This window comes from Lysinibacillus sp. NPDC098008 (assembly GCF_044760715.1).
Classification (GTDB): domain Bacteria; phylum Bacillota; class Bacilli; order Bacillales_A; family Planococcaceae; genus Lysinibacillus.
Window position 1 is genome coordinate 98,243 of the sequence record NZ_JBIWBA010000001.1, and the last position, 19,485, is coordinate 117,727.

The 19,485-nt window shown below is 36.4% G+C and carries 17 protein-coding genes; 4 read left to right on the forward strand and 13 right to left on the reverse strand.

Annotated features, from left to right (window positions below; genetic code table 11):
- Nucleotides 1-93 precede the first annotated feature (93 nt).
- Complete coding sequence (locus tag ACIQVU_RS00485; RefSeq protein ID WP_340805987.1) at nucleotides 94-1,572, reverse strand: methyl-accepting chemotaxis protein; 1,479 nt, start codon at nucleotides 1,570-1,572, stop codon at nucleotides 94-96.
- A gap of 137 nt (nucleotides 1,573-1,709) precedes the next feature.
- On the opposite strand from ACIQVU_RS00485, the gene ACIQVU_RS00490 reads away from it, so the two are divergent.
- Nucleotides 1,710-2,666 (forward strand): MBL fold metallo-hydrolase, encoded by a 957-nt coding sequence (locus ACIQVU_RS00490; RefSeq protein ID WP_402893144.1) that lies wholly within the window; start codon nucleotides 1,710-1,712, stop codon nucleotides 2,664-2,666.
- Between the two features lie 17 nt (nucleotides 2,667-2,683).
- Here the strand turns inward: ACIQVU_RS00490 and ACIQVU_RS00495 are convergent, their stop codons facing one another.
- From ACIQVU_RS00495 to ACIQVU_RS00525, 7 genes are all read right to left on the reverse strand, one after another.
- Nucleotides 2,684-4,078: a sodium/glutamate symporter gene (locus tag ACIQVU_RS00495; RefSeq protein WP_340805993.1), complete on the reverse strand. Its 1,395-nt coding sequence runs from the start codon at nucleotides 4,076-4,078 to the stop codon at nucleotides 2,684-2,686.
- A gap of 18 nt (nucleotides 4,079-4,096) precedes the next feature.
- Nucleotides 4,097-5,263, reverse strand: coding sequence for an alanine dehydrogenase (locus ACIQVU_RS00500; protein ID WP_340805995.1), 1,167 nt, complete (start codon nucleotides 5,261-5,263; stop codon nucleotides 4,097-4,099).
- Between the two features lie 746 nt (nucleotides 5,264-6,009).
- The gene (locus ACIQVU_RS00505) at nucleotides 6,010-6,450 is read right to left on the reverse strand and encodes a JAB domain-containing protein (protein WP_402893667.1); all 441 of its coding nucleotides are present in this window, start codon (nucleotides 6,448-6,450) and stop codon (nucleotides 6,010-6,012) included.
- Nucleotides 6,451-6,838: 388 nt separating this feature from the next.
- A complete protein-coding gene (locus tag ACIQVU_RS00510) occupies nucleotides 6,839-7,279 on the reverse strand; it encodes a hypothetical protein (protein ID WP_402893149.1) in 441 nt (146 codons plus the stop codon).
- Between the two features lie 271 nt (nucleotides 7,280-7,550).
- Nucleotides 7,551-7,754: a hypothetical protein gene (locus ACIQVU_RS00515; protein WP_402893152.1), complete on the reverse strand. Its 204-nt coding sequence runs from the start codon at nucleotides 7,752-7,754 to the stop codon at nucleotides 7,551-7,553.
- 1 nt (nucleotide 7,755) lies between these two features.
- Nucleotides 7,756-8,013 (reverse strand): hypothetical protein, encoded by a 258-nt coding sequence (locus tag ACIQVU_RS00520; RefSeq protein ID WP_402893155.1) that lies wholly within the window; start codon nucleotides 8,011-8,013, stop codon nucleotides 7,756-7,758.
- Between the two features lie 14 nt (nucleotides 8,014-8,027).
- On the reverse strand, nucleotides 8,028-8,510 hold the full coding sequence (locus tag ACIQVU_RS00525; protein ID WP_402893158.1) for a hypothetical protein: 483 nt from the start codon (nucleotides 8,508-8,510) through the stop codon (nucleotides 8,028-8,030).
- A gap of 231 nt (nucleotides 8,511-8,741) precedes the next feature.
- Between ACIQVU_RS00525 and ACIQVU_RS00530 the strand changes: the two genes are divergently transcribed.
- The 3 genes from ACIQVU_RS00530 (at nucleotide 8,742) to ACIQVU_RS00540 (ending at nucleotide 10,649) form a co-directional block, all read left to right on the forward strand.
- On the forward strand, nucleotides 8,742-9,116 hold the full coding sequence (locus ACIQVU_RS00530; protein WP_402893161.1) for an RNA polymerase sigma factor: 375 nt from the start codon (nucleotides 8,742-8,744) through the stop codon (nucleotides 9,114-9,116).
- Between the two features lie 158 nt (nucleotides 9,117-9,274).
- Complete coding sequence (locus tag ACIQVU_RS20255) at nucleotides 9,275-9,385, forward strand: helix-turn-helix domain-containing protein (protein ID WP_483869643.1); 111 nt, start codon at nucleotides 9,275-9,277, stop codon at nucleotides 9,383-9,385.
- Nucleotides 9,386-9,806: 421 nt separating this feature from the next.
- Nucleotides 9,807-10,649, forward strand: coding sequence for a hypothetical protein (locus ACIQVU_RS00540; RefSeq protein WP_402893163.1), 843 nt, complete (start codon nucleotides 9,807-9,809; stop codon nucleotides 10,647-10,649).
- A gap of 65 nt (nucleotides 10,650-10,714) precedes the next feature.
- Here ACIQVU_RS00540 and ACIQVU_RS00545 read toward each other — a convergent pair whose 3' ends face one another.
- The 5 genes from ACIQVU_RS00545 to ACIQVU_RS00565 form a co-directional block, all read right to left on the reverse strand.
- Nucleotides 10,715-13,894, reverse strand: coding sequence for a hypothetical protein (locus ACIQVU_RS00545; RefSeq protein WP_402893170.1), 3,180 nt, complete (start codon nucleotides 13,892-13,894; stop codon nucleotides 10,715-10,717).
- A 5-nt stretch (nucleotides 13,895-13,899) separates the two neighbouring features.
- Complete coding sequence (locus ACIQVU_RS00550) at nucleotides 13,900-15,312, reverse strand: glycosyltransferase family 2 protein (protein WP_402893176.1); 1,413 nt, start codon at nucleotides 15,310-15,312, stop codon at nucleotides 13,900-13,902.
- On the reverse strand, nucleotides 15,309-16,355 hold the full coding sequence (locus ACIQVU_RS00555) for a HEAT repeat domain-containing protein (RefSeq protein WP_402893179.1): 1,047 nt from the start codon (nucleotides 16,353-16,355) through the stop codon (nucleotides 15,309-15,311). Before ACIQVU_RS00555 ends, ACIQVU_RS00550 begins: the two co-directional genes overlap by 4 nt.
- Nucleotides 16,352-17,233, reverse strand: a complete 882-nt coding sequence (locus ACIQVU_RS00560) for a response regulator (RefSeq protein ID WP_340805999.1) — start codon at nucleotides 17,231-17,233, stop codon at nucleotides 16,352-16,354. The genes ACIQVU_RS00555 and ACIQVU_RS00560 overlap by 4 nt, the downstream gene beginning before the upstream one ends.
- Before the next feature lie 515 nt (nucleotides 17,234-17,748).
- Entirely contained in the window at nucleotides 17,749-19,398 is a 1,650-nt protein-coding gene (locus ACIQVU_RS00565; protein WP_402893182.1) for a putative bifunctional diguanylate cyclase/phosphodiesterase, read from the reverse strand.
- Nucleotides 19,399-19,485 lie beyond the last annotated feature (87 nt).

Genomic DNA, 19,485 nt, shown 5'->3' on the forward strand with positions numbered 1-19,485 from the left:
TTAACTTAGCTTATAAAATGTTTCTTGATAGCCGCTACATAACATCTCTTTACCCTTCAATTCACTTGCTTAATCATTCTTATTTTTATCGTATCAAGTTTCCTTTGTCATCACCAGTGACTTTAATGTAGCACTTAATGCCTCAATACGATTTGTCGTCGCTGTCATTATCTCTAGTAGCTGATTTTCCTCCTCGACGGAATGAAGAATTTCCTCTGTTGATGTTGCATTTTGCTCCGTCATTTGATTAAGCTTCTCAATTTGCAGTTGTATCGCTTCAAATTGTGAAATGGCACTGCTTAATTCATGCATTCCCCTTGTTAAATCAGTATTTGTTTGTGTAAAGGAATCTTTTAATCGATCAAAGAAATGACTAACCTCCTGCAAAAGACTCTCACCATGCTGTAATGCTTGTTCACCATTACCTGAACGCTGATAAACCTCTGTTGATTTTTCGAATAAATTTTTTGTTACATTGGTAATATTGACTGTAATGGCAGCACTTTCTTCCGCTAGCTTGCGTACCTCATCAGCTACAATCGCAAATCCTTTGCCATGCTCCCCTGCTCGCGCCGCCTCAATGGCTGCATTTAAGGCAAGTAAATTCGTTTGCTCTGCAATATGGGTAATACCCATTAATAAGCTATCAACCGTTTGCAAGCTGCTTTGAAGATTATTGACAGTTTCTGCTGTTGAGCCTATTGCCTGATTCATCACCTTCATCTGTGCCATCACATCCTGCATTTTTTCCCAGCCTGTCAATACCTCCTGCTGAAGATTGGTTGATTTCGCTACAGTATTCTGTGAAATGGTAAATGTTTCATTGATAAAGTGCACAGAATCTCTCATTGTGCTATGAATCATCTGTAGGCTGGAGGATTCCTGCTGAATACTAGCAGCAATATCATCCGTAGCAAGCAAGATTTGTTTACTAGAGCCTGAAATTCGCTGCATTGTTTGCTGGAATTGTGTTACATGCTCGTCCAATGCCTGACTACTTTTTTCAATCTCTTGAAAGGCATTTTGTAATTGATTAAAAGATGCCTGTACATTATTTTGCTGAATTTCTGCATGCTCAATCAGCTCATTGCCCCATTTTGCAAGCAAATAAAAGGCGATAACGACCCCATTCATAATAGCAATAAGCGTAATAAAGACAATGATATCGTCAAATGGCCCTAGCAATGATGAAGAGTTGACCATATATAAAATCACAAAGCTCACGTTTACTAAGATACCAAAAAATATGATTAGCTCTTTTTTGAAATATAGAGCAATAATGGCAACCGTACAGAGCAAAATATAATGCTTATTTAATGAAAAGCTATCAAGCAAGAACAGTGTAAAAACAATGCTAGAAGGAATTAAACCAAAAATAAAGCCTTTTACATAGGTTTTGATGGGTAAAAAATAATTACATACGGCTAGTGCAATCACAATCAGTCCAACAAATAAAAATAGTATTCCTTTTGATAGAATCATTGGTCCACAAATTAACATGGCTAAAATTGAAATAATAGCTAAGTTTACTCGATGAACCTTTTGTGTATCATAGCGAAGTTTTTTCTCCATTGCTATCCCCCTAAAAAATGAATGGACATTCAGTTTAATTTTCTATTATTATATAGTATAACAACTACTTTTTGTAGTTAAATATTGCATAAAAGAGCATTTACACTATGTTTTTGCAATAAAAGGAGGAAATAACATTGACGAATGTCCAACAACTTGCACCAAATTTTTATTGTATTGATACACACGATTTGAATCGCGAGCAGCGCACAAGCTCTTATTTATTAGTGGATGAAAAAATTACCTTAATCGAAACATCTGCAAGCCCATCTGTTCCTTATATTCTGGCAGGGCTAAAGGAATTAAATATTGCTGTAGAGGATATTCATTATGTCATTGTGACACATATTCATTTAGATCATGCTGGGGGTGCGGGTTTATTTTTGCAAAGCTGTCCAAATGCTAAACTTGTGGTCCATCCACGAGGAGCTGCCCATATGATTGATCCTAGTCGTTTGATTGCGAGTGCTAAAGGGGTTTATGGGGCTGAGTTTGATCGTTTATTTGACCCGATTGTGCCAATTGCTGCTGAGCGCATTATTGAGGTTCAGCATAAACAGCAATTACAGTTAGGGCAGCATCATTTAACGTTTTACCATACAGAAGGTCATGCTAAGCATCATGTATCCATACTTTATTCGGCAACAAACGGCTTATTTGTAGGCGATACAACGGGTGTTCGTTATCCAGAGATGGATGGAGAGGCGATTGATTTAATTATTCCTTCAACTTCTCCAAATCAGTATGATCCAGCTACAATGGAGCAATCCATTCAGTTATATGAAACATTACAGGCAAGTGAATTATATTTTGGACACTATGGTGCGTATCAAAATCCAGCAGAAGCCTATCGTCAAGTGCGTTATTGGACACCGCTCTTTTTAGAGGCAGGCAGAAAAGCACAAGCCATCTCAACAAATTTTCATGAACAAGCAAGCTTTTTAGATGCGCGCTTAAAGGAGCTTTTATTTCGTTATTTACAGGAAAATGGCATTGCTGACAATCATCCTGTCTATGAAACCATTCCCTTTGATACTATTGTATCAGCAATGGGGATACTCGATTATTTAGCAAAAGTAAAAGCATCGGTGTAAGACCGATGCTTTTGTGCTTATGAGGAACTGCTTCGATCATCCTCTAGTGGAACAGGTGGCCGTTCGCCCAACGGTATCTTCCAATACCACCATTTGAAAATACGTGCAATCACAAAGCAGGCGATGGCGATTGCAGAAAAGATACCAACAAATGTCCAATGTTGACCACCTAACAGCATAATCGGCCCTGCTGACCAAGCAAATAGCTCCAAGGGGGTATTCAAAGGCCCTACAACAGCTGTATCTGTTAATGTTTTCGACTTATTGTTCGGGTCTACTACTCGTAGCAATGTTAAGCCAATCGCAAATACACCTGTTGAATAGCCGTATACAAAGATCGAACGCTCAAACCAGCTTTCATAGTTCATTGCTGGTCCGACAATCACTAACATTACTACCACAATAACAACACCTGATAGCATTAATAAACCAAGTGGTAGCGCATATTCAAGAATAATTGGTAGTTTAATAGAAGCAACCCCAAAGAATACAAGGAAGTCCGTTGCAGCACTTCCTAAACGATCCACCACTTTACTATCTACATATTTGTAAACGCCCTTTTCACCTTTGCCAAGCAATAAATACATCACTAAAGCGAGTAAAAAGGCAATTGTAAACGTTGGAAATTCAAGTCCCCATGTATTGGCAATATAATTATTTAATAAATAGCCAAACCCTGATGGCACAAGCAATAATGCTATATGGAAAGCAATCGGGTCTAAGGCAATCGGTGAAACGGTTTCCTGCCCAAGCGATGTTCGGTTTTGAGGTTGTACTAATCCTGTTTTTAAGTCATTCGAAATCTCAGAGAAATCTTTCACATAATGTGTGTAGCCTTTTCGTGTTGCCCATTTAATAAAAATAAGTCCGCCAAATATTCCTGCTAAAATACCGCCTGTTGCAGCAGTCATCCCTAAATCTGTCGCTGTTTCCCAGCCCATATTTTCAAAGGTTGTCCCAACTGCCGCCGCTGTCCCATGTCCACCATAGAAGCCAGCAGCTAATAGTAAACCAAAGCCATAATTAATACTTGGGTCTAGCTTTGAAATAACGATAATCGAAAAGATAATGGGGATGGATAATTGCATAGCAATAATCAATACCTTATAAGTGGCATAGGCTCCCATTCGATTAATATCTCGCTTCATATTATTCGGTGAGAAGGAGAAGCCATTAATCCCAACGGCTGCAAATACGAAAATGGTAATAACGCCTGCATATGAGCCGATATCTTCAGAAAACGGCAGAATATTTAAAAAGCTTGGTCCTAATGCCAAGCCTAAAAATCCTGCTAATAAGCTGGCAGGAATAAAGCTTCGTTGAATAAATTTAATTTTGGCACGCAGCAGCATCCCAATTAAGATAAGAATGCTGGCACAAGCAAAATCCGTTAATATCGTATATACTGTCATGTATGTGACTCCTTTAGATTAAAGCTGTAAAAAGTTCGTGGATCTTGTCGATGTAGCAGGCGGTGCTGGGTCAAGCTTTTCATTGGCAATATCCAAAATTTCCTCTGGTCGAATCCACGGTCTATTTTGAATAGCACTTGTTTCTTCATGTGTTAAATAGCCTTGATAAGCTGTTAAACTTCTTCGTAAAAAGCCGTCTTTGATACAAGCTTCTTTTACACCTAAATTTAAAATTGATTGAATATGTGGTAGCACAGATGCGGCATAAGCAACAGAAGTTGAGTTAGCAATCGCACCAGGAATATTACTTACACAATAATGCACAACCCCATTTTCAATATATGTAGGATTTTCATGTGTTGTTTCACGGAAGGATTCAATCGCACCATCCGTATCATTACTAATATCAACAATCACTGAGCCCTTTTCCATTAAGTGCAACATATCACGATCAATTAAATAGTCCTTACGCTCTTTTGGCCATTTAACACAATTAATGACCATATCAATTTCTGGTAATAACTTTTCAATATTTTGCTTTGTCGATAATTGTGTGTTCACTTTTTCATTATACGTTTTGCCAATATCTCGTAAGACACCATAGTTAACATCCATTACCGTACACCATGCACCGAGCGATTGTAGCACCTGCAATGCAGAGCGACCTACTAAACCACCTCCAAGAATAAGCACCTTCATCCCTGGCGCACCTGCTAGTCCGCTTACGAACTTTCCTTTTCCGCCGTTAATTGTCAGCATCGCTTGTAGCCCCATTAAAGCTCCTTGCTTCCCAGCAGCTTCACAGTTTACAGAGCCGTAGCGATGTGAGTCCTCAGCTGTAAAGGCAATACATTTGCTATCAAGAATTGCTTGCACTTGCTCCTTATGTGCGGCTGGATGAATACAAGTATAAACAATTTGATTTTCTCGCAGTAAAGGATACTCATTTTCTTCAATTTCTTTTACTTTCACTAAAAAATCGCATTTTTCATACATTTCCTCAATCGAATCAATGATTTGAGCTCCTGCTTCTTCATATTGCTCATTGCTAAATCCTGCAAGCAGCCCTGCATCTCTTTGCACAAGAACCGTATGATGATCTGCCTTAATTGTCGCAACCTCCAAAGGCGTTATAATCACACGATATTCTCCTACTTTGCTATCTTTTAATACACCAAATACCATTTTGTCCTCTCCTCAATCACTAAAACGTTTTAGATTCGGGCTTTACTTCGATACCCAAAGTAAAGTATATAGCAATAGGTCTGAGAATTCAAAAAATTTTAATAAAAAGGGCAGAAAAGTTAATCAATAATCAACAAAATAACATTGCTTTCCTATCGTTTAGAACAAAGCTATCACTGTATTATCCAAAAAAATTACTCCCCCTACTTTATAGAATGACGATAAAAATTCATCTTTGATTCTTTCCATCTTTCGGAGCATGTACATATAGACAACCATTTGAAACCCTTGATATACAAAGTTTTATAAAAATCTAAAGACAATTAAACACATCTATAATCACACCTAAAGCGTCATTTGAACGGTATGTTACCGACAGATGGCGTTTTTAAGTTTTCTTTGACCAAACAAAATAAATAGGCGCATGATGGCTTTGGGAGAACATGAATTTAAAGCACAAATAATAGAATGGGTGACTGACTATTCCATTTTGTCTGATATAGAGATAGCGAACTTTCCATCCATTTTTCCTTTTTAATAACTGCCCCACTATTTTTATTTGGAGAACAGCTTTGTATGGTTTGAGCTAATATAATCAACGTTTTTCAAATGAATTTTTATTTTTAACCCAATTTTAACTTTTGCTCTGTAGACTTTATCCATGTAGGAATAAAAACAAGAGAAAGGAGGAATAGAAGGGGCAACGAAAAACAAAGCAATCGCTCGCCCTTCTAGCTATTGTCATCTTATAGAAGTGAAAAGTCCATGAATAAACGAATTGGCTCTTTAATTGTGACAATCGTCATGATGTTGACAATGTCTACTGCTTGTTGCAAGCACTTTGTCATAGTTATATCTTCTGGGCTTGGTGTACAATTAGCACTCATATAGTTATGTGCTACGATGACAGATGCCGCATTTTGCATTATTGCTGTTTTAAAGACTTCTCTTGGTGATACAAGGTTCATATCGAGTGTACCTATGTGACAGCGATGCAAAGATAACAGTTCATTTTGAGTAGACAGACAAGCCACTAAAAATATTTCTCTATCCTCATCACCCATAAACTTGATAGCAATACTCGCAAAATCTTCTGGACTTCTTACCGTATGCTGGTTTAACTGCTCAGCAAGGTATTTCTTTGGTAACCTGCGTCTTTCTGCCCTTAATCGAATGATTTCATAGATAGGTTGGAATCATTGTTTTTCTGTCATTTTCTTTCCCTCCTCGAATTTTTTCGATTGCTTGAAGCCGCAATCTCGAAGTCGGAAGGCTGAATTTTTTCCAGTTTCTTGGTAGACCACAGAAATTCGGCATCCACTACATGGCAAGAAATTGTGCAACAATAACTCAAAAATTTTTGTGGCGCTAGCTTGTTGACAAAAGATTTTGATGGTTCTTGCCATGTAGTAGGTGAAACTTAGAAAAGGACGTGTTAGGCAGAATCTGGCACGCTCTTTTCTTAGTTGAACTGCCGAATTTACAGTGGCGAAAGAAATCGAAAAAATTCTCCATATAAAAAGGAATGCGTGGTGCATTTCCTTTATTAATAATAGAGGAAATACACTAAAAAAATTATTGTACTCTAATAAGAGCCTTATAATCTGATGCAACTGTTATGTTGATTTTATATCCATCCTTTTCATATGTTATACCATGACCATCTATTTCGACTTGTTTCCAGCCATTTTTTTTAATTACCATACGATAAGAAATAGGGATGGATGTCCCTGATGAGGATTTCCAACTATAGTTTTTCGCTGTTGAACTCTCTTCTTCTAAAATTACTGAATTAGGGATAGGAAATTCTTGCAACTCTTCCAAATTCTTGTAATTTCTATCCATATTCAAATAGTAAATAAAACCTAAGGAAACAAAAACAACCAATATCAAAATTATAAATCTATTTTTTTCAAATTCATCCCTACTGTTCTTGGCATTTCTGTATCTCTCATACTTTTTTAAAAGAATCCTAAAAATAGATAAAAACGGAATGGTAATCAACTGAAATATCAATTAATAGCCACTCCATTTTATAAAGTATTTATAGAACTTTTATTTGAACTAATAACTACAGATAAAGCTCTACCAGACCAATCATCATAAAAGCCTTCTACTAATCTCTAATTAGGGCTACTATAAGACATATCTGCATACCATCCATTATCAACAGACGAAAAATTCATCTTCTGATTGAGTAATTCCATCCCTAGTAATTCTCCTACTTGTTGTAAATATTGCTTCATTATTCACAAAATGTTTCTATTTCACCCCAACATTGAGGCATTTAACTCATTATTAGAGGACCTGTAATGCCTGCTAAAATAACTAATAACGATATGGAGGCTATAATTACAGGTTTTATTGAAGTTTTTTCATCTTTTACTACAGAGTTAATCGCATAAATTAGTGAAAAGATGAAGACAAACGGCCAAATAAACCAAGTCCAATAATAAAGAACTGAAATATTCTGAATTGATGAAATTAACATATTATTCTCCCCCTAAAGATTTAATTGTGTTAAGCATACTATACAGAAAAGGGGTAATTAAATAACATGAACTAGAATTAATGAACTTTCCTTCATCAACAAAACCTTCATATCGGTTCTCATTTACAAACCAATGAGTACCTAAAGAAGATGGGTTGGCAGCGCATACAGAACGAGTTCTTGTCCAAGCATCATTTGCTCCTTTATTCCTTGTTTGATTCGAAAGTAAAATAAAACTTAATGTTGAATGATTACTCATTGTTACTATACATCTTAATAAAGCACGATATTATTGCTATTTGTAATCATAATATTTTCTTTCTTCACATTTAGCTCAACTGAATCTTGTTTGAAAACATTTTTTAAATCCTCTACTATGTTTTGGATAATTTGTTTTTCAAATATTGCGTCTGTGTTTAGTACAATCGAACATGTTATATCTTGAGAAGCCTTACCATCTATCTTGGAAATAGAACCTAATGTAACAACGACATTTATATCTTCCTTGTCTAATTTTGTTTGTTGGGCTATTAACGATTTTAGCTTGTTTTCTTTTTCTCTAATCATTTCCACATCTGCCTCGTCCAAAGTAGACCCAGACATTCTCTTGCTTTCTCCATTTGGTAGTAGCTCAAACATTTCCGATGTTACCTTAGGTTTAGCCGTTTCTTGTTTCACAATAAATCCAAATAAAAGACAAGATAAAACTATGGGAACAACCAGCAGTAGTCTTTTCTTAAATTTACTTTTCACCATTATTTACCTTGGATTTAATTCCTAAGTTAGGAAATGCAGTTTGATGAATTTCATTATAATTCATCTTCCAATAAAATTTCATAATCTAAGTATATTTAGATTCAATTTGTTCTTTTACTTTAAAATTCTAAAAATATCATTATAGTTTTTGGCATTTTAGAAAAAAATCCGTTGAAGGTTATGAAAGGGGAAATCACCGACACCTTTGCGATAGTGAAGGGAGGTGAGCGCATGGAATCTATTCGCACTGAGTGGCAAGTGCGTTGTGCGTTTAACAGCTTCTGTAAGCGCGTATTAAAGAATGAAACTGTTGATGCTTATCACCAAAAGCGAAAACAACAAGCACAAGAAACGACCTTTTCTGACCTTACACCTCAAGAAGCAAATCAACTTTATACGCTCGATAACTATGATGAAGATAAGGACACTCAAACTTTTCAAGTAGCTGGTAAGAAAATTACATCCAAGTTACTTGATGCTGCCTTGCTTACTCTACCTGAAAATAAGCGTATCGTTGTGCTACTATACTACTTTTTTAATTTGTCAGATGTCGAAATTGGACAAGTGCTCCAAATTCCACGTAGTACAGCTCGTTCAAGCTGTTAAAACAATTTTTGGAGGTGCATACCCATGAACATGATGGTTCATAGCTACACAGAAAACAATGAACATGGTTTATTGCCTTACGTAATCATTGTCGCTTCAATTAAAGGAGAGCCAGAAGCCAAGAAAACGGTTAGATAGCATTATGGTAGCTTTTATCTATGCGAAAACTTCGAGATGAACGAGAGAACACTTATTGGGATATTGATAAGGACATGCGTAACCGTTTGCACTCAAGACTAATGCAATCTATTTTAGATTTCAAGATTTAAGTGGAAATAATTAGCATCCCCCTTTCGATTGAGTTACTTATAAATTTGGAAGCCCCCCTATCACTTAATCGCGAATTCGATATTCTTACTGTAGCATAGAAAATTTCCAGAGCCTGCAAATTTTCAGTAAGAGGTCAAACTCCAGCGCTAACATGTAAATTTGAAGCTATAACATTCACCGATATATGTACAGCCAGCCCGAAAATGATATAATTATGGATAGATTGTCAATAACCTCCGCTACTTAGCGAACACTTGACTAGCATTCCCGTCTTATATGATTCGTAGGGCGCAAAAAACTTTTCACATAGATGCTTCAATTGTTTAAAACCATGTAAATTTTAAAATTAGAAGGAGAGCAGATGATTCCTTTCCTCCCTACGCATACACTTAGCGGAAAGGGTTTTCTCACTGTAGACAGATGAAAAAATTAATAGCTACCTTTATGTTGCTGGGAGTGATTTCTATCTCAAGTCATGTACAAGCACAACAAAGCTCGACAAAAGCAACATGGCTTTGGAACACAGCCACTATAACGGACGAACAAACCTTACAATTTCTTCTTGAAAAAGAAGTGACGACAGTTTATTTACAAATTGATCCGTCATTACCAAGTGAACAATACGTGGAGTTTATTAGCAAAATGCAGGCTGCACATATTGAGGTACAGGCATTGGATGGTATGCCTGAGTGGGACACTACATATTTTGATGCTTTCTGGGAATGGCTAAGCCAATATCAGCAGGCATATCCAGAGTCAGCATTTACGGCTGTGCATTTAGATGTAGAGCCCTATTTATCAGCATTTTGGCAAGAGAATGAACCAATGGCCATTTACCAGTATCAGGAGCTGTTGCACTATGCTAAAGAGCAGGCAAATAGTATGGGGCTACGATTAGAGGCAGATATTCCATTTTGGTATGATGAGGTATTTTATAAAAACACCTTTGGCCAAGGCAATTTAGCGGAATGGGTTATCAAACATATAGATGGCGTATCCATTATGGCTTATCGTAATACCGCTTATGCTTTAAAACGTGTGACAGCAAATGAAATGGCTTATGCGGAGAAGTACGAAACACCTGTTGTCATGGGTGTTGAAACAATGCCATTTCCTGAAGAGCCTGCCATATCGTTTTCTGCTAAAGGAGAAAAACGAATGAATAGGCTATTGCAGCAAATGGCTGACCATTATGCTCATAATCATTATTTTGATGGTGTAGCCGTGCATCATGTACAAAGCTGGATGACATTAAAAAGATAAAAAATATCCCCTATAAGCTGGACACTTTGAACAGGTCTATCTTATAGGGGATTTTTGTCATATCTTTAGTAGTCTTTAAAAAGCTTTTGTAAAATATAATAGGATTGTTTTAGACGCTCCTGATAAATGGGTGTTTGCCATGTTTCCCAAGTATATGCAGCCAGCGGTGGTAGCACACCCTGATTAGCTGCTGGTATGGATTGCACAACATGATTCTCTTTATCAACAAATAGAGCGCCCATATAAATATGATCAACTTTAACGGATGCCGACTCACCTTCTTGATAAAGATCACCCATAAACTCACGCTGACTAGGGTCCTTAGCCTGAATTAATAGCCATGGAATGCGCAGTTCAATCACATGATCGTCAGTCCATGTGTAATCCACTAATGAATTATAATCCTCTGCCTCTGGATTCGCATTTCCTTGAAGTAATTTTCCTGTTTCATAGTAGCTAAAATCAGTCGTAATCTTTTGCTCAGGTAAAAACAGCTGCTTATTTAATACATAGTAAATAGGGGCAAACTTCCCACTATTTTTAGTGATACTCGCCATTCGAGGAGCCACTAGCTTTAAACGATGACCATAAAAATAATCATAGAAATCATAATATTCATCAATGACAACCCTAGAATCACCATTTTTATTCAGCTCAACGATAAAGTCGATACCATTTGAAAATTTCATATTTTTAATGGCTGTGGCGGAGGTATTGCCTTGGTCTGGCACAACATCCAGTAGAATACGTGGAGAACTATACGCTAATGCCTCACTTTTTAATTTGATATACAAATAGCGCTCATCATAATCTACTGCAAAATCTGTTGACTCATTTGGTGACGTATTATAGAGCTGCTCCCCCTCCCATTCTGCCGTATTGCCATCTACTTTTACCTTCAATCGATCAAAGCTTAGCACACCAAATTGCTGCTCATTTGTTTGGGCATTAGACCAAAACGGTCGACGGTTTGGCTCATCATAATCCATTGTGTTCCACGTTCGTTTAAACCACTCGTCTTGCCATGTAAAAACAAGCCCTCCCAATAAGCCTTCATGCATAATATCCTCAAATAAATGCTGCAGTGTTTCGCCCTGTGCTTGCTCAGACATATACCCTTGATTCCAGCCATAGACATTATCATGCGTTTTACCACGGGATGCAGGGATGCCAAATTCTGCAATCAGCACAGGCATATCATGCACCTCATGCAGCTCCTTTAAATAACCTGCATAGCTATTTTTATTACCACGGAAATCCACATAATTTAAGTAATCCTGATCGTAATTGAAGAAGTCAGGGTAATACGGATAGACATGGTAGGAGGCAAATTGCCCTGGCATCTTCATTTCTCCCTTTGTATAAATCACATTTGGATTTACACCTACTAAATCCTCTTCTGCTGATGGCTCTGATGGATGGTCAAGTATGTCAGTAGTAACCCAGTTTGTAAAGCTCATTGGACGTAACCAATTATATTTTTCCTTTTCATAAACAGTAATAACATCCATTTGCTCTGCTAGCCAGTGTTCAAATGGTGTAGCGTCTTTTGTTTCAAAGAATGTGCCATTGTATTGACCAATAGCAGCATGCTTTTCATTTGTACCGACAACCATATGTGGATACCATTCAATCCCAAGCACCCAGCCAATCACATATTTGGATACATCCACATCATATAAGCCTGATGCATGCCCCGCTTGAGGTGCAACATATGTATTGCCATGAATTACATCTACTATGCGCTTCATTTCTGTTTGGAATTCTTCTAGGGTTTCTTTATTATAAGCATCTAATGTACTTGCTAAGTTCTCTTCATTAATCCACACACCATGTAAAACATAGAGTGGGTTCGTTGCATTTTCTTCATTATATTTAGCAAGCGCTCTATAAAAGCCTGGTGGATGCAATGTATAGACGCGAATCGTGTTAGCATTCATCTGTGCAATTTGCTGGAACCAACGATAATACTCTTCCTCTGTAATAGCTGCTTCTCCAGGGAATGCCCCCGGTTTACCCATTCCGATATTCACACCTTTAAATACGAATGACTCCCATTGTCCGTCCTGTAATACTTCAAAGGTTTCTCCTTGAATACGTGCATGATAATTTAATGTTGCATGATTGACCGTTTCTTGTACCTCTTTTTGCTCAAATGTATCAAAGATTTTAGACATCACTGGTATATAGAGCGACCAGTAAAAGGAATTGTCTGCAAACTTCTCCGCATATTTATAAATTGTAGGTAGCCCTTTTATTTTATACAGCGTAGGAACACGAGCTACATCATTGAAATCTCCTGCAAAATAATAGCTAGATGTATAACGCTTATCCTGAGCAACAATTGCTGCAAATTGTGCTGGAATATCGTTTTCCTCTAGCAGCTTTGACCCTTTTTTCGTTAAATCCCATTGATAATTGGCAAGTGCATCCTCCGCATATTTAGGTGTAATAATATCAAACCAGTAATTATATTGGGCACTTGCAGACGACTGAAAGAATTCTTTCCCTTTTTCAGTAAATTGCACTTGAATACCTGCTGATTGTACATGCTTCTCTAGCTCTAACACCACAAGCTGCTCTGTTATTTCATTAACTAGTAAAAAGCCCCCACCTTTATATGGCCAATTATCACCATAGTCATCAATAATCCATTGAGGGATTTCTAAATTTTTATGATAATCAAGCTCATCAAAATAACGTCCAATCCAGCCTGACCAAGTAATGCCTAAATAATCCTGCAATTCATTGCGAACAGCCTCTGATGTTGGCGAGGCAAACGTATTATACTCAGCAATAAGCATACTTTTTTTCTTATCGGCTAAGCGTCTTGTAATTGCCTGCCATTCTTCCATCTCAAGCCCGCCAACAATTTTTTCAGAGCGCTTGCCTAAACGTTTGTCTTGTTCAACATCATCTTGGTAAACACCATACGTATCTGCCAAATAGATGACATCGCTCTGCTGGTAATCTGTTGGCATTTCCTTCACTGTCACATGCTTGGTGTCGTCATTGGGCGTTGTTCCGTAATAATCATGTGCCACATCATAGGTATGACCGTTCAATGTATATTTATAATAATTTAAAAACCAATTCACACCTAAATGCTCTCGGTACGATTCATTCGGAACTGTTTTATCGATAATAGCAACATTGAGCTGTTGTTCATCCTCCAAGTACCACCATGCAACAGGGATAATCATAAGGATGAGCATAACGACTATCCCTATATAGATTCGCTTCATATACTTTACTCCTTTTCAGCAATACCAGCACGTTTCATATTTCCCCAGCTTCTTTTTCCTAGTAAAAAGCGCACTAATCCTTCACAACGCCACAATAATGTCAGTGGACGATACCAAAAAATCTCTGTTACTGCTAACAGCACCATGCGTAATAGCTCTCTCTTCCTTGGATATGTATTCATACCCCAAGCTTCAAATAATACCGCCGCTATGGAAAAAATAACACCATAAATAACAAACAATAATAGCAAGATAAAGGCTATTTCATAGTAAATTTTCCCTAAGAAAAATGCGATAACAATATAAATATAGCCGCCTAGCTCAACGATTGGACCTAAGCACTCGATCAGCCAAAAATAAGGAAATGAAATCAAGCCAATCATGCCGTATTTAGGATTGAAGGTCATCGCTTTATGCTTCCATAGACTTTCGATAAGCCCTTGATGCCATCGTCTTCGTTGATTGCGGAGTACATGTAAGGTTTGAGGTGCTTCTGTCCAGCACACTGGGTCAGGTACATACTCAATACGTTTATTTTCCTTTTTCTTTTTAATTTGTCGGTGGATATTTACGACAAGCTCCATATCCTCTCCAATAATATTGGTGGAATAGCCGCCCGCTTCAATAGCCCACTTTTTAGAAAAAACGCTAAATGCACCTGAAATAATAAGAACTAAATTGAATTTGCTAAAAGCCATTCTTCCTATTAAAAAGGCCCGTAAATATTCGATTATTTGCATAATAACTAAAGGATTATCAGGTAACTGCACCTGATCGATCGCACCAAACTGCATCTTCGCACCATTGGCAATACGAATATTGCCACCTGCTGCAATGACCTCACCATCAGATAAAATAATAGGCTTCATAACCCGAAGCAAGGATTTGTCATCCAATACGGAATCACCATCAACTGAGCAAAAATAAGGATACTGAGATACATTAATCCCTACATTTAATGCATCTGCCTTACCGCCATTTTCTTTATCAACTAAAATACAATTTTGATAGATTTCCGATTCATAAATTTGCTTCACTTCTTTTGTAGGAATATTCATGCGAACAACTTTATTGATTGGCTTCATACGAAAATGCTCAATGACTGTTTGCAAGGTTTTGTCTGTAGAGCCATCATTAATAATAATGATTTCAGTTTGGGGATAGCGCAAATTCAATAACGAATAAACGGTATCCACTACCCCTACCTCCTCATTAAAGGCAGGCACAAGCAATGATACAGGTTTTGAATAGAAGGCATCCATATGTGCGTCATCATACTCAGACAAATCTAAACGATAACGCTTTCGTAAATCAAACATGGCAGTGGCAAGCATAATACTATATGAAATAATAACAACTAGCATATAAAATACAATCGTGCCCCCAAAAAACCACATACAATATTCTAGAATTTTCATACACTGCCCTCTTTTCTAGCGATAATTTCCTGTGCTATTTCAATGGCATATTGGTCATTTGAGGTTTCAATAAATTGCTGTAGCTTCGTCAATCCCTGCCGATCTTCGCTAATCGTCTTGGCAGCTTGTGAACGAACCCACCAATTCTCATCCTGAAGAAGCTGCTCTAAATAACGATAGGTATACGTAAGCGGCACATGTTTAAAAATTTTCGCTACCATCAACCTTGCTTCCCACATATCTGAGGTCACAAACGGTAGATAGGTATCGATTTCATCAATAATACCTATTTCATAAAGACCTTTTAATGCACGAATCTTGATTTCTGCCACATCATGGTTTAGCAGCATCTTTAATTGATCAATATACTGCATATTTCTTTTAACAGCCGAAGTATCAATTACCGCAAATTGAATGGCAGCAGACCAGCTATTAAAATCATCAAAAAAACGAATAAATACATCCTCCTCCAATAGAACGAAAAGCCTTCTATATTCACTTTCTGAATAATTGATATGAGAAGCTTGTAATTTTTCCATAAACAAATCTACATGGAAATACGAGTATATTTTTAATAACTGAAAATGCTCTTCCGCTGAAATATTCCTTTTCTCCAGTTCTTGACATGCTGGCAGCAATTCATCCATCTGTAGATCTGCAATATGATAAAGAGCATTCATTCTAATGCTCCAGCGTTTATTCGATAAGTCCTTCTCATAAAACTTTTTTAAATATTGATTGGCAAATTGCTGAATAGCCTGCTGTACGTTTGCATTCGTTATATTTTTTAAATAGGATGAAAAAATCATTTCAACCCCTTCTACCTGAGCCCTATTACGAGGAACAAGCACAATACTAAATAGCTCTTGATTGAACAGGTAGTCATACCAAAGCTGAGAATAATTTTGTAAATAACGATCACATACTTTTTCAAAACGACTTTCACGCTGTCGTTGGACAAATAAATAAAGCATCAAGCTTAAAAGGATAATGACTAAAAAAGCAATGCCAAACAAAAGAAAAGAAATAGATAGCTGAATCATAACCAAAACCTCGCAAAAGTCCTTTTAATTTTCGCCTCTAGCAGACGTAAATTAAATGGTTTAACAATGTATTCATCAACGCCACCTTCATAAGCATTCAGCATAGCAATCTCCGAATTACGCTCTGACATCATATAAATAATAAATTTCTTGTCATTTGGCATATTTCGTAGAATATGCAGAATTTCTAAGCCATTCTTACGAGGTAAAATATCATTCATCATGATTAAATGCATATGGCCTGTTTTATAGCTTTCCGATTCTAAGAAACTATAGCCATCCTCATAGACCTCCACCTCTAACGTAAAAAAAGGAATGTCTATTTGATCAAGTGTTGATTTTAATACTTGCCTAAAGATTTTATTTTGCTCAATAACGCTGACCTTTACCTGCTCAGTAGGCTGTATACAATAGTCCTCAATTTGGGCTATCGACCAATTTAATGCTCCATTTTCTGCTAGCTTTTCTTTATTTTTAGTAAGTAATTCCTCAAAAGTAACATGATTATTGCGTATTTCTGTAATCGATACGTTTAAGGCAATATGCTGATACTGTTTTTCAGCTTGTAAGATCGTAAAAATTCGTTTTAAAAATGCTCTCGCTTCTATATTGCTGCTTTGTAAAAAGAAAATTCCCCAATGCTTACCGTCCGCTAATTGAAAGAGTAAATCAGTCTTACGAACTTTAGATTGTAAGAATACGGTTATTTGCTGATTTATAGAATTGTCAGTTGAACTCGTTTGCGAAGAATCAGCTATTTTAAAAAAAATTGCTGTGATCGTCAGTCGAGATCGAATCACACTTTCCCTCCATATTTCAAAATAGCTTCTTACTTCATATTCCTTCATGATGTCTGACACAGCACTTATTTCACTCATTCAATTCACTCCATACTATAAAAAAATCAGGCATGTTTATTCACTAGCATCGATCAGCTTCAATAAATTTTTTAGCTCGTGTTCCCTACCTTGCGATAAAATTCAATTCCCTGTAAAAGAATTACTTTATTCACTCATTCTGCTGAATGAAAAATAAAGCTACATCATCAGCCTATTATACTAATTAAACCTGAACATTTTCTAAACAATTTATAAAACAGGTCTAAAGTAACAAATTATTTTATGAAAATAAACGAATAGTACAACATTTTAGAAAAAATACACCTTTATTATAGTAATATATGCGAGCGACAAAAGTATTAAAAAATAGAGCTGTTACCAATAATCTACGAAAAGACTATTGGCACAGCTCTCATATTTTCGAAGGTAGGCAGCTACCTCCATCAATTACGTCGGGACTTTTATTTTGGTTCAGTGGGCGTTTGGACACCCTGTGAACAGAGGTAAAAAAGCATTTATCCTCTTCCTACAAAAGAGGAGGTCTTCTGCTATTATCATTTTTCGTAGTAATTAACTGGCTGAGGCCTTCCTAATAAATAACCTTGAAAAATATCGCAGCCTTGTGCTGTCAAGTATTGCAATTGTTGTTCATCCTCAATTCCTTCTGCAATAATACTAAAGCCTAACTCATGTGCTAAATGAATCATACTATTAACAATTGCCTTTCTTTTAACAGAAGTCATACAGGTAGCAATAAATGTTTGATCAATTTTCATACCATGAATAGGTAAATCCTTTAAATATTTGAAATTAGAAAAACCTGTACCATAATCATCAATCTCTACTTCCATACCACTATCATATAATTTTTGAATAATAGGAATGACATTTTCCACTGAAAATGCTGAAATTCCTTCAGTGATTTCAATTTTAATACAACTAGATTGAATATTATATTTTTCACATAATTGCAATAAGCGTGAAACAAGCTGTTCATCAAAAAATTGTCTGATGGATAAATTAAAGGCAATTTTAATTTGTTTTGACATAACATTTTGTAATCTTAGGAAATCTTGCAGCATTTGCTCAAACAACAAATAACTAAGTGGAATAATTAAACCTGTTCGTTCTGCTAATGGGATAAATTTGGCTGGGGAAATAAAACCATGTGTTTCATCATACCAGCGAGCAAGTGATTCAAAGCCTATGATTTCATGATGTGCATTCCATTGGGGTTGATAGTGCATAGTAAATGCTTTTGTTTGTATCGCTCTAAATAATTTATTTTTCAATGCCAAATTTTCATCTATATCCTCCAACATGGTATGCTTGAAAAAAGCATATGTGTTTTTACCTTTTTTCTTTGCATAATCAATCGCTGTACTAATGTAATACACTAAATCTTGATAGCTTGTCGTATCTTCTGGATAGCGCACTCCTCCAATACAAAACGTCATATAATGCTCACTATCTAAATAATGAATAGGTGTATCGCACAGCTTTCTAAGTGTATGAATAAATGACTTTATCTGCTCCTTTGACATTGGGCATAGCAGGATAAATTCGTCACCATATGCTCGTGTTAAGAGTACATGATGGTGTTGACTAATAGCCTTTAAGCGCTCACTAATTTTTTTCAATATTTGATTGGCATGTTCCATCCCTATACTTTCATTCAAGCTTTTAAAATCATCAATATTAATTTTCAATAAATAAAATGGCTCATTGGCTGCTATTTTTTTCGTTACGATGCTTTCTAAATAAATACTGTTCGGTAAACCTGTAATCGAATCATGTACAAGCTGCTCTTCCAGCTTAAATGCTAACATTTTTTTCTCTGTAATATCAGAGCGAATCGCTATGTATTGCTCCACTTCGCCTAATTCGTTTTTGGAGGGCACAATTGTTGTATCCACCCAATAAACTGTTCCATCCTTTGCCTGATTACAAATTTCCCCTCGCCAGGTCGTCCCTTGTGAAATGACCTCCCACATATTTTTAAAGAAGGAAGCGTCATGGTAACCAGAATTAATAATGCGATGTGTTTTACCGAGTAGTTCGTCCTTTGAATATTTTGATATATCACAAAAATTTTGGTTTGCATATAAAATACATCCCTTTGTATCTGTAACCGCTAAGATGGTCGTTGCATCCAATGCTTCATATACATTTACTATTTTTTTAAGCTCCTGCATCAGTTCCATTTTTTCACTCAATTCTATTTTTTATAAATGTAAACAACAGAAATCACTAACAAAATATCTAAAATTCAACATAGTTATCTTTACCAG

Excerpts from the sequence above, each read along its gene's own strand:
- ACIQVU_RS00485 (WP_340805987.1), bottom strand. The coding sequence starts at position 1,572 with ATGGAGAAAAAACTTCGCTATGATACACAAAAGGTTCATCGAGTAAAC.
- ACIQVU_RS00495 (WP_340805993.1), bottom strand. The coding sequence starts at position 4,078 with ATGACAGTATATACGATATTAACGGATTTTGCTTGTGCCAGCATTCTT.
- ACIQVU_RS00500 (WP_340805995.1), bottom strand. The coding sequence starts at position 5,263 with ATGGTATTTGGTGTATTAAAAGATAGCAAAGTAGGAGAATATCGTGTG.
- ACIQVU_RS00515 (WP_402893152.1), bottom strand. The coding sequence starts at position 7,754 with ATGTTAATTTCATCAATTCAGAATATTTCAGTTCTTTATTATTGGACT.
- ACIQVU_RS00520 (WP_402893155.1), bottom strand. The coding sequence starts at position 8,013 with ATGAGTAATCATTCAACATTAAGTTTTATTTTACTTTCGAATCAAACA.
- ACIQVU_RS00525 (WP_402893158.1), bottom strand. The coding sequence starts at position 8,510 with ATGGTGAAAAGTAAATTTAAGAAAAGACTACTGCTGGTTGTTCCCATA.
- ACIQVU_RS00530 (WP_402893161.1), top strand. The coding sequence starts at position 8,742 with ATGGAATCTATTCGCACTGAGTGGCAAGTGCGTTGTGCGTTTAACAGC.
- ACIQVU_RS20255 (WP_483869643.1), top strand. The coding sequence starts at position 9,275 with ATGCGAAAACTTCGAGATGAACGAGAGAACACTTATTGGGATATTGAT.
- ACIQVU_RS00540 (WP_402893163.1), top strand. The coding sequence starts at position 9,807 with ATGAAAAAATTAATAGCTACCTTTATGTTGCTGGGAGTGATTTCTATC.
- ACIQVU_RS00545 (WP_402893170.1), bottom strand. The coding sequence starts at position 13,894 with ATGAAGCGAATCTATATAGGGATAGTCGTTATGCTCATCCTTATGATT.
- ACIQVU_RS00550 (WP_402893176.1), bottom strand. The coding sequence starts at position 15,312 with ATGAAAATTCTAGAATATTGTATGTGGTTTTTTGGGGGCACGATTGTA.
- ACIQVU_RS00555 (WP_402893179.1), bottom strand. The coding sequence starts at position 16,355 with ATGATTCAGCTATCTATTTCTTTTCTTTTGTTTGGCATTGCTTTTTTA.
- ACIQVU_RS00560 (WP_340805999.1), bottom strand. The coding sequence starts at position 17,233 with ATGAGTGAAATAAGTGCTGTGTCAGACATCATGAAGGAATATGAAGTA.
- ACIQVU_RS00565 (WP_402893182.1), bottom strand. The coding sequence starts at position 19,398 with ATGGAACTGATGCAGGAGCTTAAAAAAATAGTAAATGTATATGAAGCA.